The 17007-nt window shown below is 61.8% G+C and carries 15 protein-coding genes; 8 read left to right on the top strand and 7 right to left on the bottom strand.

The features are described 5' to 3' along the window. Positions 1–603 precede the first annotated feature (603 nt). Complete coding sequence (locus ACYVNQ_RS16885) at positions 604–2826, top strand: TonB-dependent receptor (protein WP_460903694.1); 2223 nt, start codon at positions 604–606, stop codon at positions 2824–2826. Positions 2827–2860: 34 nt separating this feature from the next. On the opposite strand, the gene argE is transcribed toward ACYVNQ_RS16885, so the two are convergent. From argE to ACYVNQ_RS16860, 5 genes are read right to left on the bottom strand one after another with little or no spacing between them, the layout of a single operon-like run. After that, a complete protein-coding gene (gene argE, locus ACYVNQ_RS16880) occupies positions 2861–4051 on the bottom strand; it encodes an acetylornithine deacetylase (RefSeq protein WP_460903693.1) in 1191 nt (396 codons plus the stop codon). A 44-nt stretch (positions 4052–4095) separates the two neighbouring features. Beyond that, positions 4096–4767: a DUF1028 domain-containing protein gene (locus tag ACYVNQ_RS16875; RefSeq protein ID WP_460903692.1), complete on the bottom strand. Its 672-nt coding sequence runs from the start codon at positions 4765–4767 to the stop codon at positions 4096–4098. Further along, a complete protein-coding gene (locus tag ACYVNQ_RS16870) occupies positions 4764–5198 on the bottom strand; it encodes a RidA family protein (protein ID WP_460903691.1) in 435 nt (144 codons plus the stop codon). The genes ACYVNQ_RS16875 and ACYVNQ_RS16870 overlap by 4 nt, the downstream gene beginning before the upstream one ends. A 49-nt stretch (positions 5199–5247) precedes the next feature. Then, on the bottom strand, positions 5248–6732 hold the full coding sequence (locus ACYVNQ_RS16865; RefSeq protein WP_460903690.1) for a 4-hydroxyphenylacetate 3-hydroxylase family protein: 1485 nt from the start codon (positions 6730–6732) through the stop codon (positions 5248–5250). A gap of 35 nt (positions 6733–6767) precedes the next feature. Then, the gene (locus ACYVNQ_RS16860) at positions 6768–7325 is read right to left on the bottom strand and encodes a flavin reductase family protein (protein WP_460903689.1); all 558 of its coding nucleotides are present in this window, start codon (positions 7323–7325) and stop codon (positions 6768–6770) included. A 177-nt stretch (positions 7326–7502) separates the two neighbouring features. On the opposite strand from ACYVNQ_RS16860, the gene ACYVNQ_RS16855 reads away from it, so the two are divergent. The 6 genes from ACYVNQ_RS16855 to ACYVNQ_RS16830 all read left to right on the top strand — a co-directional run bounded on the left by ACYVNQ_RS16855 (position 7503) and on the right by ACYVNQ_RS16830 (position 14193). Beyond that, on the top strand, positions 7503–8441 hold the full coding sequence (locus ACYVNQ_RS16855; RefSeq protein ID WP_460903688.1) for a LysR family transcriptional regulator: 939 nt from the start codon (positions 7503–7505) through the stop codon (positions 8439–8441). 115 nt (positions 8442–8556) lie between these two features. Next, positions 8557–9699, top strand: coding sequence for an aromatic ring-hydroxylating oxygenase subunit alpha (locus tag ACYVNQ_RS16850; protein ID WP_460903687.1), 1143 nt, complete (start codon positions 8557–8559; stop codon positions 9697–9699). A gap of 78 nt (positions 9700–9777) precedes the next feature. After that, entirely contained in the window at positions 9778–10962 is a 1185-nt protein-coding gene (locus ACYVNQ_RS16845) for an ABC transporter ATP-binding protein (RefSeq protein WP_460903686.1), read from the top strand. 2 nt (positions 10963–10964) lie between these two features. Then, positions 10965–12062, top strand: coding sequence for an ABC transporter substrate-binding protein (locus ACYVNQ_RS16840; protein WP_460903685.1), 1098 nt, complete (start codon positions 10965–10967; stop codon positions 12060–12062). Positions 12063–12114: 52 nt separating this feature from the next. Continuing rightward, positions 12115–13347 carry an ABC transporter permease gene (locus ACYVNQ_RS16835; protein WP_460904941.1) on the top strand — a complete coding sequence of 411 codons (1233 nt, stop codon included), beginning with the start codon at positions 12115–12117 and terminating at the stop codon, positions 13345–13347. 21 nt (positions 13348–13368) lie between these two features. Then, a complete protein-coding gene (locus ACYVNQ_RS16830) occupies positions 13369–14193 on the top strand; it encodes an ABC transporter permease (protein WP_460903684.1) in 825 nt (274 codons plus the stop codon). Positions 14194–14209: 16 nt separating this feature from the next. Here ACYVNQ_RS16830 and ACYVNQ_RS16825 read toward each other — a convergent pair whose 3' ends face one another. Together ACYVNQ_RS16825 and ACYVNQ_RS16820 are read right to left on the bottom strand one after the other, a co-directional pair. Then, positions 14210–14938 carry a site-2 protease family protein gene (locus tag ACYVNQ_RS16825; protein ID WP_460903683.1) on the bottom strand — a complete coding sequence of 243 codons (729 nt, stop codon included), beginning with the start codon at positions 14936–14938 and terminating at the stop codon, positions 14210–14212. A gap of 12 nt (positions 14939–14950) precedes the next feature. Next, entirely contained in the window at positions 14951–15964 is a 1014-nt protein-coding gene (locus tag ACYVNQ_RS16820; protein WP_460903682.1) for a DUF2167 domain-containing protein, read from the bottom strand. Between the two features lie 191 nt (positions 15965–16155). Between ACYVNQ_RS16820 and ACYVNQ_RS16815 the strand changes: the two genes are divergently transcribed. Next, positions 16156–16980, top strand: coding sequence for an isocitrate lyase/PEP mutase family protein (locus ACYVNQ_RS16815; protein ID WP_460903681.1), 825 nt, complete (start codon positions 16156–16158; stop codon positions 16978–16980). Positions 16981–17007: the final 27 nt, after the last annotated feature.

Genomic DNA, 17007 nt, shown 5'->3' with positions numbered 1-17007 from the left:
GCCGTTTTTGACGGAAACGGATGAAAAGGACGCATGGCGCAGCGGTGTCAAACCCGCCGATCTGGCCCATGCGTGCCGCGTTAGCGTGCAAGCCGCTCGTAAACGGTGCTGTGTTGCACCGCAAGGTGTCGCGGATCTAATAAGGGATGCCTGGAAAACTTTCGAACCGTAATACCTATGGTTCTATATTTTTTAAAAAATCTTTGAATCCGCCGGAATAAATTCAGCAGACGCTGCGTTCACACCCGCGTGCACCGCGATTGCATTTTTCGTCGCCGTGCATGAAGAACCGCAGCCACCGACGTAGTGGCTGCATTCGACTGATATCCCCACAACGAGCTTGCAACAGCTGCTCGCGCACCGCGCGTGTGGCTGCCGCATTCCTTCGCCTGGGCGATGGGTGCCGCGTCAGCATGAGCGCGCACGCCTTCATTACGCACAAGCGAAGAAAACCGTCAGCGAGATTCCATTGCCGTCGCATTTAACCGGCCGTGGCATTCCGGTGCTTTAAGCGGTTCACATTGAAGTACGTTTGAAAGGGGATACGCAATGAACGTAAGGAAAGCACGCAAAACGGCGCCAGCCGTCTTTGCGCAGAGGCGGATGGGTATCGAGGTCCGCGTGGCGGCAATCTGCATGGGCATGGCCATCGCGCAAGCGGCTTGGGCGCAGGCACAAAGCCAGCCCGCGGCCGCGGCGGATGCGCCGTCCGCACCCGCAGGCGCCGACGCCACGTTGCCCGCGATTCACATCGAAAGCAGCGCATCGACCGGTTATGGACCGCTCGTCGAAACGAACCGCGTCAACGATCCGCAACAGCGCACGTCGATCAGCAAGACCGGCACGAAGGTCGAAGATCTACCGGCCAACGTGCAGGTGATTCCGCGCAACCTGATCACCGAGCAGGGCGGCACGATGCTGCGCGATGCGATCTCCAATGCGAGTGGCGTCAACTATGGCGGCCAGGATTCGAAGGGTTACTTCGATCACTTCCTGATTCGCGGGCTCAATGCGCAAATCTACGAAGACGGCTTCTCCGATGGCGAAGAGTTGGGCGGCATTTCGCATTCGCTAAACGGTGTGGAGCGGGTCGAGATTCTCGAAGGCCCGGGCTCGGAGCTGTTCGGCAGCGGGCCGCCGGGAGGCACGATCAACATCGTCCATTACGCGCCTTCGCAGGACTTGCATTACGGCGGCAGCGTTCAGGCAGGCTCGTATGGCACGGTCACCAACACGGATTACATCACCGGTCCGACCGGCATTGCCGGACTGAACTATCGGGTCGACGCGACCTTCTCGCGCTCTGACGGCTTTCGCGATCTGGCGAGCCGCGACTATGAAGTGCGCCCCGAACTGGAATGGGATCTCGGCCGTCACAAGATCCAGTTCTCGCTGGACCTGCGCGACACGCACGAAACGCCGGATTCATACGGCATCATCTATTCGAATGGCTCGCCGCTAGAAGGGGTGTCGCGTGACGCGAAGTACTCGACGCCGTTCGCATTCGCCCATCAAACCTACGTGCGTCCGACGATTTCGGATGAGTGGCGCGTCAACGATTATTTGACGATCAACAACCGCTTCTCGTATCTACATCGTTCGGTCGACGTGCTCGGCAACGGCGACAGTTCCAGCACCAAGATCGTCAATGGGCAGGTGGTATCGCGGCAGCTGCGGCAACAGGACGATAGCGACAATACGTTCGACTATCAGCTCGAACCGGTGTGGAAGTTCTCGACCGGCAGCATCGGGCATACGCTGTTGACGGGCTTCGAGTATCAGCACCAGCTGATCGATACCGAGCGCTCCACCGCCGACTTGCCGAACATCCCCGACGCGTTCAACCCGGTGCCGCCCGAAACGACGGCCGATGCGCTGAACTTCCTGTGTGACGCCAAGCATTCTTGCGATAACGATCACATGGTCGCGGATTACTACAGCGTCTATGCAACCGATCAGATCGACGTGACCGACAAATTCAAGGTGCGCGCCGGCGTTCGCCAGGACTGGTGGGATACGTCGCTCACGCCGAATATCTCGGTGCCGGGCCGTTTCGGCTCGAACGGTCTGCCGCTGCTAGCTGGCGTCAGGGATACCCGCAACGATGCGCCGGTCAGCTGGAACATCGGCGCGCTGTACAAGGTGTTGCCGTGGATGACGCCGTACTTCGGCATTTCGAAGAGCCACTTCGCGAATTTCGATTCGGAGAATACGCAGAACGGTATCGGCGCGCCGGAATCCGCGATGCAGTATGAAGTGGGCGTCAAGTTCTCGCTGCTCAACGATCGCTTTATCATCAACACCGCGTTGTTCGATGTGAAGCGCGATAACGTCGCAGCGGCGGTCACCATCAACGGTATCGAGTCGGTGGTGTTCGACAGCCAGAAAACCAAGGGTGCCGAAGCGTCGATCGATGCGGCTCTGACGCCGCATTGGCACGTGATCGCGAACTTCACCGCGCAGGATGCGAAGATTACCGACAACCCGCAAGGCATCACGTCGGTGGGCAATGCTCCGCAAGGTGCGCCGTCGTACATCGCGAACCTGTGGACCACCTACGAGTTTTCGATCGACGGTATTCCGGGCTTCCATGTCGGCGCGGGCGCGAACTACCTGTCGCGGACGTATAGCGATATCACGAACGTGAACTCGATCCCGGCGTATGTGATTTTCAATGCGGCCGCGGGCTATGAAACGCCGCACTGGGGCGTTGATCTGAACGTGCATAACCTGACCGACCGTCGCTACTTCGTCGCGGCCAACGGGGCGGGCGCGTTCGTTGGGCAATCGCTGAGCGCATTTGTGAATCTACACGCGAACTTCTGATCGGGGCCTGCGACACACGCGTGACGGCTGCTGCTTACACGACGGCAGCCGTCAGCCCCTGTTCGCAGGTTTTCGTCAGCGCATCCATGAATTGCAGGCAGCGCGCCAACTGCGTGAACTCGACGTACTCGTCGGCTTTGTGGCCTTGTTCGATCGAACCGGGCCCGCATACGACAGTCGGAATGCCGATTGCCTGGAACAGGCCGCCTTCGGTGCCGAACGCGAGCGTACGCACCGCGTCGTTGCCGGCCGCGGTACACGCGAGTTGTTTGAGCCACGCTGCAGCAGGCTCATCTGAAAGCGCCGGATATTCGACCAGCTGCTGCCACTCGATATCGCTTTGCGCAGCCGTCTCGCGCATTTCGCGCACGAGTTCATGGTCTGCGTAAGTGCGCACCGAGTTTACGATCGGCGTGGGGCTCTCGCTTGGCAGATTGCGGATCTCGAACTCCACTTCCGCGTGATCGGGAATCACGTTCAGCGCGATACCGCCGTTCAGCTTGCCGGTATGCACAGTCGTGTACGGCGGATCGAATTGCGTATCGATCTTGCCGTAAGTGCGCAGGTCGCGCCCGGTACGGCGCAAAAACGTCACGAGCTCAGCCGCGAAGTCCGCCGCATTGACGCCCAGATGCGTGAGCGCGGAATGGCCAGCCAGGCCTTTTACGCAGCAACGGTAAGCGCGCTTGCCCTTATGCGCGACCGCAACCTGCATGCTGGTCGGCTCGCCGATGATGCACGCAAGCGGCTTGACCGGTGCATCGGCAAGCTTCGACAGCAGCCCGCGCACGCCAACACAGCCGATTTCTTCGTCATAGCTGAAGGCAAGGTGAATCGGCGTTTGCAGCGATGCACCGACGAAGCCCGGGACACTCGCGAGTACGGCTGCGAGATAGCCCTTCATGTCGGCGGTGCCGCGGCCGTATGCGCGATCGGCGGCGAGCGTCAGTTCGAACGCAGGCTTGGTCCACGGCTGGCCCGCGACCGGTACCACGTCCGTGTGACCCGACAGGCAAATGCCTGGACGGTCCGACGCGCCGATGGTGGCGAACAGGTTCGCCTTGGTGCGCGTTTCGTCGTAGACCAGTGTGGTCGCAATGCCGTGGCGATGCAGATAGTCCTGCACGAATTCGATCAGCGGCAGGTTCGATTGCGAACTGCGCGTGTCGAACGCGACCAGCTTCGCGAGCAGCGCGAGTGTCGAGTCGAGCAGCGGATGGCTCATCATGCTTCCCTTGGCGTGGCGGCCGGCTTCATTCGTTTCATCGGTCAAAGGTCGCCGGGTACACCGTACGATGGCGCGGCGGCCGGGTTGCGCGCGCGCGTCGCGTAGTCTTTCATTTGCGGCTGATAGCGGGTCCATAACGCGCGCAAATCGGCGATCGGCGAGTCGGACCAGTCCACGCGCAGCTCGGCGACAGGCCACACATCATGCACGTAAACACAAAAACCTGCTGAATGTACGGGGCCGGCTTCGCCGCCAGCTGCTGCGCCTGCTTCGAGCGCGGCGACGAGACGCTCTGCGAGAAATGCTTCGGGCTGCGCTTCGAACGCGGCCACCATCGCGGCAGGCACGCTTTCGCCTGCGAGCAGGTTGCCTGCCGCGACGCAATCGCGGCTTTTCACGGTCGCGGTGATGCCAAGACCTTTCGCGCCGGTTACCACGTCGCTGCAGCCGTCGCTATCGAGCACCGCAAGCTGACGGTAAGCGGCAAATTCGCGCGCGCCGGTGAGTTGCTGCAACACGTGGGTAGCGCCGAAGCCTTGCGCAAGCAGATTCAGGCCGAGCACGCCGAGCCGTGGATCGGTGATGTTCTGGCTCAGCACCACGCCATGCGCGCTGGCCCACAGGCAACGGCTTGGTACAGCGATGCTCGAACTGCAGACGATGCCGCCGAGCGCACCCGTGCGTGCGCAACGTCCTGCGAGCGAGAAGGTCATGGTGCGACCCCCGCGCCCGAACCGTTCGGAATGACGGCGGTCACATCGATTTCGACCAGCCATTCGGGGCGCGCAAGCGCGGTGACGACGATCCCCGTCGACACCGGGTACACACCCTTCAGCCATCTTCCGACTACGCCATAGACTGCTTCACGGTAACGGATGTCGATCAGGTAGATGGTGATCTTGCAGATATCTTCGAGTTTGCTGCCGGCTTCATCGAGCAGCATCGCGACGTTCGCCATCGCTTTCTCGGCCTGTGCGGCGACGTCGCCGACGCCGACCGATTCGCGCGTGTCGAGATCCTGGCCGATCTGCCCGCGCAGAAACACGATGCCGTTTGCGACCACCGCCTGACATAAGTCGTTGTCGAGCTTTTGCTCGGGATACGTGTCACGCGTGTTGAACTTGCGGATCCGGGTGTGGCTCATGGAGTTCTTTTCCTCGGGTTCTCGGTTCGGGTTGAGTTGGGCGACTGCGTTAGCCGACACGTTTGAGCCGCGGCTCCACGTTGGTTTGCAACACACGGTCAGACAGATTCGCGGCTTTTTGCACATAGCCGAGCGTGCTGTCGAAATCGAAGTTGCGGAACACCGCGGCCAGGTGCGCGAACGGTGGCGACTGCGCAAACAGCTGGAACGTGAGCCGGTGGCCCGCGTAGTCGGAGTTCAGCAGATCGCGTGCGAAAGCCAGCAGTTTGCGGCGGTCGTCGGCTACCCAGTTGTCGTTGATCGTGTAGAACTTGTCGAGCCACGCGCTGATTTCCGGGTTCGCGAACGAGGCCGCATCCGGTGTCACGCAGATCTGGCCGCCGCATAGCTCACGCGCAATGTGCATCATTTCGTGCAGACGCGAGCATGCCTGGACGCGGCCCGTGTACAGCAGCGACTGGTTCGGCATCAGCAGGCCGGCGGGGCTGCGCTCGGCGGTCGTGATCGACGCGGTAAGGTGCGCGTTGATCGTTTCGCGGTACACCGCAAGCGTCGACAGTTTTTCCTGCACGGCCTGCTGCTTTTCGAGGCCGGTTTGCCGCGCGTTGAATAGCGCCGCGCCGATCATCAGGTCGGCAAGGCGCAGGTTGCGCTGCACGAATGCAAAGGCGCTGTAGCGGTGCAGCGTTGCGCGAATGAACGAAGCAGCCTTCGTGTGCTGATAGAACAGCACGTCTTCCCACGGAATCAGCACGTTGTCGAACACCAGCAGCGTGTCCACTTCGTCGCAGCGATTCGACAGCGGATAGTCGTCGGCATTTGCGCGGCCGGCAAAGCCGGTGCGACAGATGAACTTCAAGCCTGGCGCCGACATGTTGACGATAAAACCCACCGCATAGTCGGACAGCTTCGCATCGCCCCAGTTGGCAATGGTCGGCTTGACGAACGCCTGATTCGCGTACGGTGCGGCAGTTTCGTATTTCGCGCCGCGTACCACGATGCCTGCGTCGGTTTCCTTCACGACGTGCAGCAGCATGTCTGGGTCCTGCTCCTGCGGCGGCTTCGAGCGGTCGCCCTTCGGGTCTGTGTTGGCCGACACGTGGAACGGGTCCTCGTGCAGCGCGCGGCGGATGTGACGCTCGATGTTGTCCGCAAAGCGCGGGTCGACTTCGTTTAGCATGTCCTTGCCGTCGAACAGCGACCACATCTCGCCGATCGTTTCGTCGCCGACGCGCGTTGCAATGCCGCCGATATCGTCGAGCACGGCATCGACCGCGGTGCGCTTGTCGTGCCAGTCCTGCTGCGTATACGGCAGCTTCAGGCCGATCGCATTGCGCTCGCCGGTGGCCTCGTCGACATAACTCATGGTTTCCTGAGTCGCCTTGTCGTGCGCCATGTCGTAGATGCGCGCGCGAATGTCGACGATCGGCTTGAACATCGGGTGCGTCGTCACGTCGTTGACGCGCTCGCCGTTGATCCAGATCTGCCGCCCGTCTCGAATCGATGCGCGGTACTGTTCGCCTGTTCTGATCATAAGGTTGCCTCGGGCGGTAAGAAATGTTGATGACGCTACAGCGCCTCGAAGCGCCCGTAGTCGCGTTGACAGTAAAGCAGCGGCTTGTGCGAGCCGAGCCGGATAGCCGCGACTTCGCCGAAGAAAACGGTGTGGGTGCCGACATCGTGCTGGCCGATCACACGGCATTCGAGTGCGGCCACGGCGCCGTCGATCAGCGGTGCGCCGAGCGTGCCATCCGTCGTGGCGCAGCACGAGAAATCGAATGGCTTGTTCTCTTTCGAGCGCCCGGCAAAGGTGTCCGCAATGCAACGCTGCGCGACGTTCAGCAGATTCACCGCGAATACGCCGTTGGTCGCGACCGCAGCATTAGCAGGGCTGCGGCGATTGATGCACACCAGCAATGTAGGCGGGTCCGCACAGACGGACGTGCACGCGCTGATCGTCACGCCGACGTGCCGGGCGCCGTCGCTGGTCGTCACGACGCTGACTGAAGTCGAGTTCGACGCCATCGATTCGAGGAACACGTTGCGCAGCATGCTGCGTTCGACTTCGGTGTCGTGCGCAACGGCCGGCGTGTCCGGCTCATCCGTGCATACAGTGGCTTGGCACATCGGGCGCTCCCTGTCGATGAAGACGTTATGGAAAATCTACGCCGCGGCTGCGCATCCGAAAAACATATTTCAAAAATGCAAATCATCGGATTTGCCTATGCAAACTTTTTCTGACCAAGCACAATCGCCAGCGACAGCCCCTTTCATCGATCCGGGTACCCGCCTCGCGGAGCATTCATGGAAGCCACCCCGCTGCGCTATTCGCTGCGTCAGTTGCGTTATTTCGTCGTGACGGCGGAGGTGTTGTCGTTCACGGCGGCAGCCAAACGTCTGCACATTTCGCAGCCTTCGATTTCAACGGCGCTGGCCGAACTCGAGGCTTCGTTCGGTGTGCAGCTGTTTATCCGCCATCACGCAAGCGGCCTGTCGCTGACTCAAGCTGGCCGCGAAATGCTCGGCCAGGCGCGCAATCTGCTTAAAAACGCCGAGGAATTGCAACTGGCGGCGCGCGAAATGGACGGCGGCATGTCCGGCGCGATTGCGCTCGGCTGCCTCACGTCGCTTGCACCGCCGCTGATGCCGGCACTGATGAGCCGCTTCGGCGCCGCGCATGCGGGCATCAGCTTCCGCACGCTCGAGGCGCATCAGGACGATCTGCTGCGCGGGCTGCACGACGGCACGCTCGATATCGTGCTGACCTATAGCCTCGATCTGACCGACGACATCGCGTTCACGCCGCTCGTCACGTTGCCGCCCTACGTGATCCTGCCCAAGCGCCACCGGCTCGCGCGCGCCCGTGCGGTATCGCTCGACGACCTGCGCGACGAACCCTATGTGATGCTCGATCTGCCGCACAGCCGCGAATATTTCGCCGCGCTGTTCGACGCAATCGGCACGCGGCCGGTACCGGCGTTTCGCTCATCGCAGCCTGAAGTGGTGCGTGGCATGGTGGCCAACGGCCTTGGCTACAGCATCCTGAACTTCCCGCTGCGCTCGACCCATACAGTGGATGGCGCCAACTTCGTGATCAAGCCGTTCAAGGACGACGTCACGGCCACCACGCTCGGCATTGCGCAATCGCGCAACCTCAAGCCACGCCTTGTCGTGCAGCGCTTCGCATCGTTTTGCGAAACCCACATCACGCGCTTGCACGGCGACCTTGCGTCTATGGGATGAACCCTGATTGCATAGGAAAAACCTAGCTTCTATATCTGAAAACAATATTCGGGCTGGTAATTTGACTTGATAGATTGATGTGCAATGCAAGGCCAACGATAAAACGGAGGCGCCGATGGCATCCACTTCGACGAACGCTGGTCTCGAGATCGTCCGCGAGATGCGGACGAATTGCGAGCGGCCGTTCAACGACGCGCATTCGATGCCGCCTCGTGTCTATACGTCTGCCGATTTTCTTGCACTGGAAGAGTGCGAGATTTTTCGCAAGGAATGGCTGTGTGTGGGTCGCGAGAGTGCATTGAAGCAGCCGGGCGATTACGTCACCGCCGATATCGCCGGCCAGCCGGTGGTGGTGCTGCGCGGCGACGATGGTCAGCTGCGGGCTTTTTCAAACGTATGTTTGCACCGCATGTCGATTCTGCTCGAAGGGCGCGGCAACGTGCGTCGTATCGTGTGCCCGTATCACGCGTGGAATTACTCGCTCGACGGCGCCTTGCGCGGCGCGCCGCTGATGGAGCAGCAACAAGGCTTTTGCAAAGAACACTATGCGCTGCCGCAGGTGCGCTGCGATACCTGGCAGGGCTGGGTATACGTGACGCTCGATCCGCACGTGCCACCGGTTGCGGAGCGGCTCGCGGACCTGACCGCGCTGATCGACGTGTACGGCATGTCGTCGTACGTCGAAACGTTCTACGAAGAACATGTGTGGAACACCAACTGGAAGCTGCTCGCCGAGAACTTCATGGAGAGCTACCACTTGCCGATGTTGCATCGCGCGACGGTGGGCCCGCATTCGCGGCTTGAAGAAATGGAATGCCCACCGGGTTTTCCCGCATTCAACTATCACTGGATCACCAAAGAGGCTTCGCTACCGATCGGCAATGCGCACCCGGACAACCGTCGCCTCGAAGGGCACTGGCGCAAGACCACTGCGCTGCTGGCGGTTTATCCGACGCATCTGATCACGCTGACGCCCGGTTACTTCTGGTACCTGGTACTGCAGCCGCAGGGTGTCGGGCAAGTACAGATCCGCTTTGGCGGCGGCCTCGCACCGGAGTTCGTCGCAGACCCGAAGGGCGCTGAATATATGGCGACGCTGAAACATCTGCTCGACGAAGTGAACGCCGAAGACCGCCGCGGCGTGGAGGCGGTGTTCCGCGGCGTGCATGCGCCGCTCGCGAAGCCCGGTCATCTGAGCCACCTGGAGCGGCCGAATTACGACTTTGCGCGCTATATCGCACAGCGGCTTGCGCAATGAGCGGCGCAGAATGACTGAAGGTAGCTCGCAGCGCGGGCCGGACGCAACCGATTGAACGCACGGGATTCACAGGTCACGATGTCAAGCCAACCATTCATTTCGTTTGCGGGCGTGAGCAAGTCGTACGACGGCGTGCATGCCGTCGTCGAAGGGCTCGATCTCGACGTGGCCAAAGGCGAATTCGTTTCGCTGCTGGGGCCGTCCGGCTCCGGCAAGACCACGACCTTGATGATGCTTGCCGGTTTCGAATCTCCAACCCAAGGCGAGATTCGCCTCGGCGGCAAGCGTCTTGACGACAAGCCGCCGCATCAGCGCGACATCGGCATGGTGTTCCAGAACTACGCGCTGTTCCCGCATATGACGATTGCGGAGAACGTGGCCTTTCCGCTGTCGGTGCGCAAGGTGAGCCGCAGCGAGCAGAAGGCGCGCGTGCAGCGCGCGCTGGAAATGGTGGAGTTGCCGCAACTCGCGGCACGGCGGCCCGCGCAATTGTCCGGTGGCCAGCAGCAGCGCGTGGCATTGGCGCGTGCGCTGGTATTCGAGCCGAGCGTGGTGCTGATGGACGAACCGCTTGGCGCGCTCGACAAGCGGCTGCGCGAAAGCATGCAATACGAAATCATGCGGCTGCATCGTGAGCTGTCGCTGACCATCGTTTATGTCACGCATGACCAGAATGAAGCGCTGACGATGTCGAACCGCGTCGCGGTGTTTTCCGATGGACGCATCCAGCAGGCTGCGACGCCAACGGAACTCTATGAGAACGCACAGAACGCGTTTGTGGCGAACTTCGTCGGCGAGAACAACGGCTTGACTGGACGCGTCAGCGCAATCGACGACGCATGGGCAACGCTCGTGCTCGCGAGCGGCGCGACGATTCGCGGCCGCTGCGGCAGCGGCTTGCGTGCCGGCGACACGGCGATGCTGGCGTTGCGGCCCGAGCGAGCGCACCTCGCGCAGGCAACCGATGTGGCCACGGCTGACGACGCCAATGCGCTCGACGCGAGCGTCGAAGAACTCGTGTATTGCGGCGACCATCACCGCGTGCACCTGAAGCTTCGCCACGGCGAAAGCGTGGTGGTCAAGGTACCTAACACGCAGCATCACAATTTGCCGGCGCTCGGCCAGACCACCACGGTCACCTGGCGCTGCGACGACTGCAAGGTGCTCGCGATGCCCGTTACACGCGGCGTCCCCGTGGCACCCGATTCCGCTGTTCCTTCCTCGTTGTCGTCCGCTTCGCCTCTTATCGCAGGAGTCAATTAGTCATGAAATCCAATCGCTCCGTTACGGGTGGCTCCGGCATGCTGCCGGGCCGTGCATTGCGCCGCGCAAGCGGCATCGCAGCCGTGTTCGCGACGCTGTCGCTGGTGTGTGCCGCGACGTATGCGGCCGAAACGCTTTCGGTGGTGACGTTCGGCGGCGCATACGAAAACGCCGCAAAAAAAGCCTATTTCGAGCCGTTCACCGCCAAGACCGGCGTGCAATTCTCGACTGAAGCGTACGACGGCGGACTCGCCAAGCTGCAGGCGATGGAGCAGGCGAAGAACACCACGTGGGATCTGATCGACCTGGAAACCAACGATGCGATCACCGCTTGCGACGAAGGCCTGCTGAAGAAATTCGACCGCAAATCGCTCGGCAACACCGGCGATTTCCTGCCGGGTTCGATCAGCGATTGCGCAGTGGCGGCGATGGTGTGGTCCACCGTGTTCGCATACGACACGTCGAAGCTGAAAGACGCGCCAACCACGATCTCCGATTTCTTCGATCTGAAAAAGTATCCCGGCAAGCGTGGGCTGCGCAAGTCGCCGAAGGTGGCGATGGAGTGGGCGCTGATTGCCGACGGCGTTGCGCCGAAGGACGTGTACAAGGTGCTCGGCACGCCGGCCGGCGTCGACCGCGCGTTCAAGAAGCTCGATACGATCAAGCCGAACATCGTCTGGTGGGAAGCGGGTTCGCAGGCGCCGCAGCTGCTCGCCGACGGCGCGGTGGTGATGACGCAGGCCTATAACGGCCGTATCGACGACGCCGTGCACAAGGACAAGAAGCCGTTCAAGGTGGTGTGGGACGCGCAGGTCTACGACTACGAATGGTGGGGCATTCCGACCGGCGCGAAGAACGCGGATACCGCCGCGAAGTTCATCGTGTCCGCATCGCAGCCGCAGAGCTACGCGGATCTGACGAAGTACATCGCGTATGCGCCGCCGCGCAAGGACTCGATTCCGTTGATCGACAAAGGTCGTCTTGCCGACCTGCCGACGGCGCCGGCCAACTTCAAGCGCCCGGTGCAGATCGACGCGCAGTTCTGGGCCGACAACGCCGATTCGATCAACAAGCGCTTCCAGGCTTGGCTCGCGCAATAAGCAGCGCATCGAACCCACGGGACCTGACACGGTGAGCTTGCACGCACCTTCGATGTCGCCGCCGCCCGCCGCGCCGTTCGGCGGGCGCGCGCAATTCCAGCGTACGCGCCGCAAGGCGGCGCTGCAGGCCTTGCTGCTTGCGCTGCCGTTGCTGGTGTTTCTGCTGGCAACCTTCGTCGCGCCGATTGCGCAATTGCTCGCGCGCAGCGTCGAGAACCCGGAAGTGTCGGGTGCGATGCCGCAGCTAGCGCAAACGCTGCAAGGCTGGAACGGCGCGGGCCTGCCCGACGAGCAAGCCTTTGCCGCGCTGGCAGGCGGGCTCAAGCAAGCGGCGGACAGCGGGCAACTCGGCAACGTGGCGCGACGGCTTAACTTCTATAAGCCTGAATTCCGCAGCCTGATGATGAAAACCTCGCGCGCGGTGCGTTCGCAAACGCCGCCCGCGTGGAAACCTGTTCTGCTCGATCTCGATCCGCGCTGGGGCGACGCGAATACGTGGCGGCTGCTCAAGCGCGCGGCCACGTCGCCGACGCCCGACTATCTGCTCAATGCTGTCGATGCGAAGGTCGCGCAGGATGGCTCGGTTGTGTCGGTTGCGGCCGATAGTGCCGTATTTCGCAGTGCGTTTTCGCGCACCATCTGGATCAGCGCGACCGTCACGCTGCTGTGTCTCGTACTCGGTTACCCGGTCGCGTATCTGCTGGCGAATCTGCCGCCCAAACAGAGCAACCGGCTGATGCTGCTCGTAATCGTGCCGTTCTGGACCTCGCTGCTGGTGCGCACCACTGCGTGGTACGTGTTGCTGCAGCCCGCCGGCGTGGTGAACAGCACGCTGCTGCATTTCGGCTTGATCAGCCATCCGTTGCCGCTGATTTTCAACCGCACCGGTGTGCTGATCGGCATGACGCACATCCTGCTGCCGTACATGATTCTCGCCATCTACTCTGTGATGAAGGGCGTTTCACCAACCTATATGCGTGCGGCGCTGTCGCTCGGCGCGCATCCCGCCACTGCGTTCATGCGCGTGTACGTGCCGCAAACGCTACCGGGTGTCGGTGCGGGCGTATTCCTCGTGTTCGTGCTTGCGCTTGGCTACTACATCACGCCGGCATTGCTCGGCGGCGCAGGCGATGAAATGATCAGCCAGCTGATCGCAATGCAGACCAACGAGCAGTTGAACTGGGGGCTCGCCGGTGCGTTGTCGCTGTATCTGGTGGTGTTCACCGCGGTGTTCTATTTCATCTTCAACCGTCTCGTCGGCATCGACCGGCTGCGGTTCGGCTAACCACGGCGACGGAGACTGTCCATGCAAGGTTCACGCAAACGGATGCTGTCCGAGCGGCTCGCGGCGGCGGGGCTGCGCGTGCACTGCACGGTTATTTTCTTTTTTCTGGTCGCGCCGATTCTGGCGATCGTGCCGCTGTCGTTCAATTCGGGTTCGTATTTCTCGTACCCAATCGATCATTTCTCGCTGCGCTGGTACGCGCAGGCGTTCGGCGGCGCGGACTGGCAGCGCGCGTTCGTCAATAGCATCGGCATCGGTGCGGTTGCCACCTTGATCGCTACCGCGCTCGGTACACTGGCGGCGCTTGGGCTTTCGCGACCCAGCTTTCCGCTGCGCTCGCTCATCATGCCATTGCTGATCTCGCCGATGATCATTCCGATCGTCGTGGTTGCGGCGGGTTTCTATCTGATCTTCGCGCCGCTGGGGCTCGTCAATTCATATGCCGGCGTGGTGCTCGCGCATGCAGCGCTCGGTACGCCGTTCGTCGTGATCACCGTAACTGCGTCGCTGCTATCGTTCGATCAGAGCTTGCTGCGCGCTTCTGCGGGGCTCGGCGCGCCACCGTGGGCCACTTTCCGTCGCGTTACGCTGCCGCTGATTACGCCCGCGGTGGCAACCGGCGCGGTGTTCGCGTTTGCGACGTCGTTCGATGAAGTGATCGTCATTCTGTTTATCGGCGGCCCGGAGCAAAAGACCGTGCCGCGCCAGATGTGGAGCGGCATTCGCGATCAGATCGATCCTTCGATTCTGGCGGTGGCGACTGTGCTGATCGTGTTCGCGATTGCGTTGTTCAGCGCGATGAACTGGCTGCGCGGGCGCAACGCGGCGAAGGTGGCGCATTCGTAGTGCGGTACGGCTTCGCTCAGCTTAGCCCGTTCCGCGCAGGCCCGAGCATATCGTGAACGCCGAAGGTCATCATCGCGAGAAACGCGAGCAGCGCCAGGTAGTAGAACGCGTACGTCATTTTCACTTGCAGCGGCACGCCGTAGTAGCGTGCATTTTCCGGCAGAGCCGGGTTGTAACGCCATGCGCGTTGCAGCTGCGGCAGCGCGAGGATCGCCATCACGATCAGCAACGGGCTCGGATGCCACGCGAATAGCGCAACCAGTACCGGCACGCCGGCAAACCAGATGCGTGGCGACAGCACCGCGGTGATCCGCCCGCCGTCGAACGGCGACAGCGGAATCATGTTGAACAGATTCAGAAAGAAGCCTGAATACGACAGCGCTAGCAGCAAGGAGCTGTCGAAGCGGCGCGCGGCAAAGTAGCACGCGAGTGCGCCCAAGGTACCGGCGAATGGCCCGGCAAGCCCGACATAGGCTTCGGTTTCCGCATCGTGCGGCAGCTGCTTTAGCTGGATCCACGCGCCGACGAACGGCACGAAGGTCGGCGCCCCGACATCGAGGCCGCGTCGTCGCGCGGCCAGATAGTGGCCGCCCTCGTGGACGAACAGCAGCAACACGAACCCTGCCGCAAAGCGCCAGCCGTAGAACAACGCATAGGCAGCCATCGACAACAACATCGTGCCGGTAGTCGTCAGCACCTTGCCGAGCTTCAGGCCGCCCAGCAGCAGAATCAGCAGTTTGGTCATGTGCGAAGAAGCTTAGCGGGGGTGTTCGCTGTGGTCGGTGGACGCAGGAGTCGAGTCGTCTTGTGCTGACGGTGCGGGCAGTGTCGTTGGCTCGGATTCTACTGCTTGCTGATACACCGCCGGCGTGGGCGCCACCGTCGCTTTCGGCTTGCGCTTGAAAAATCGCTTGAATGCAGCGCCAAATCCAATCACCGCGACCAGCCCGATCTTGAAGAATTTCACCGCGAACGCAGCGATGATCGCCAGCAAGCCGAGCTTTTTCACTGCGACGCCCGCTACCAGCGCAGCCAGCCCGTATTCGGCTACATGGTCGGTGGAAGAGTTGAAATCGGCGTAACGCTTGCCGTCTCCGTAGCCGATGTCGGCTAGCAACGCATTCGCAGCCGGCTTGTCGGCCGCCAGCGCCGAGCGTTGCGTCACCATCGTTAGCGAAACGTAACCATTGCGTCCGAGTGCGATGGTCCGATAGTTGACCGCGTCTTCCTGATCTGCGTCGGTGCCTTTCCTGCGGACAATCGCCGACCACACCAGGCGATGCGTGTTCGCATCGTAAGCCGGCGGCTCCGCCCAGCCGGTGACCTCGAGTTCGGGCAGTTGACGCTCCCTGCGTCCTGCGTTGGCTTCCTCGGTGCCTTCACGCAGCGACTTCAGGATGTCGTCGGCATTCCAGTTGCGTGCGTCGTCGTCGCGTACGTAGCCGGCCTTTTCGAAACTCAGGATGGCAAGCCATTGCGCATGCTCGGAATGCGGCACGATCACACCGATCAGCGAGCTCTCGTCGACCCGGTTGCCGAGCGCGCGCATATAACGCGTGGCTGCCGCGGCGGGCACGAACGCGGCATCGGCGGGCAGCGCGAAGCTGGCCTCGTCGAAGATCGCTATTTTTTTAGGGCCGTTGATCAGCGAAGCGTTCGCTTCCTGAACGGCGGCTTGCAGTTCGGTCCTGGCCGCCTCGGTCTGCGCGTGGCTGGAAGTGGTGAAGGCGACGGCGCATAGCGCGAGCAGCAATCGGATTAGCGGTCTCATCGTTTTCTTTGGTTGTGTTTGCAGGGCACTGCCACCCCTGGGCAGTTTGACGAGCTACGAAGGTGTAACGGCATTTCGAGCCGATTTTTTAAATCTATGCCGAATAGGTGCGAAAGCGTTCCTGTGGACGTTCGCGGTGCAAGTCCACTATGCTTTTTGCAGGATTCATCCACTTGACGAGGAGACACGCGATGCCCAGCACCATGAAGGAAAAGCGCGCCGCATTTCGCGCACTGCACGCGACAGGCTGTTTCATGCTGCCCAATCCATGGGATGCTGGCAGCGCACGCTATTTGCAAAGTCTCGGTTTCAAGGCGGTTGCCAGCACCAGCTCGGGTTTCGCATGGTCGACCGCGCGCGCGGATAACGCGGTGACTCGCGAAGCCGTGCTCGAGCATTTGCGGCTGATCGTCGAAACAACCGATCTGCCCGTCAACGCGGATTTCGAAAGCGGCTTTGGCGACGATCCCGAAACGGTTGCGCAAAGCGTTGCGCTTGCGGTTGAAACAGGCGTGGCTGGCCTGTCGATCGAAGATTCAACAGGGAACCCCGCAGCACCGCTGTTTCCGGTCGAAATCGCAGTCGAGCGGCTCAAGGCTGCGCGACGTGCGATCGATCAGAATGGCGGCGACACGCTGTTGGTGGGTCGTGCGGAAAATTTCTTTGCCGGTGTGCCGGATCTCGACGATGCGATCGCGCGCCTGAAGGCTTATGCCGCAGCCGGTGCGGATTGCCTGTATGCACCGGGTATTCGCACGCGCGAACAGATCGAAGCGGTGGTGGCGGCGGTGGCGCCCAAGCCGGTGAACGTGCTGATCGGCTGGAATTCCGAATTTACGCTGCAGGACATGGCCGCGCTCGGTGTGCGGCGCGTCAGCGTGGGCGGCGCGCTGGCGCGGGCGGCGTGGGGTGGCTTTATGCGTGCGGCGCAGGGGCTGGCGGAAGGCCGCTTCGATGGTTTCGCCGACGCGGCACCCGGCGCGCAGCTCAATGAGCTGTTCCGGGGCCGCGATTAGCGAAGCGGGCATCTCACCCATCGGGGC

The organism is Paraburkholderia jirisanensis (assembly GCF_054782355.1).
Note: the sequence above shows the minus strand (reverse complement) of the source record. Positions and strands in the feature narration are given on the sequence as shown.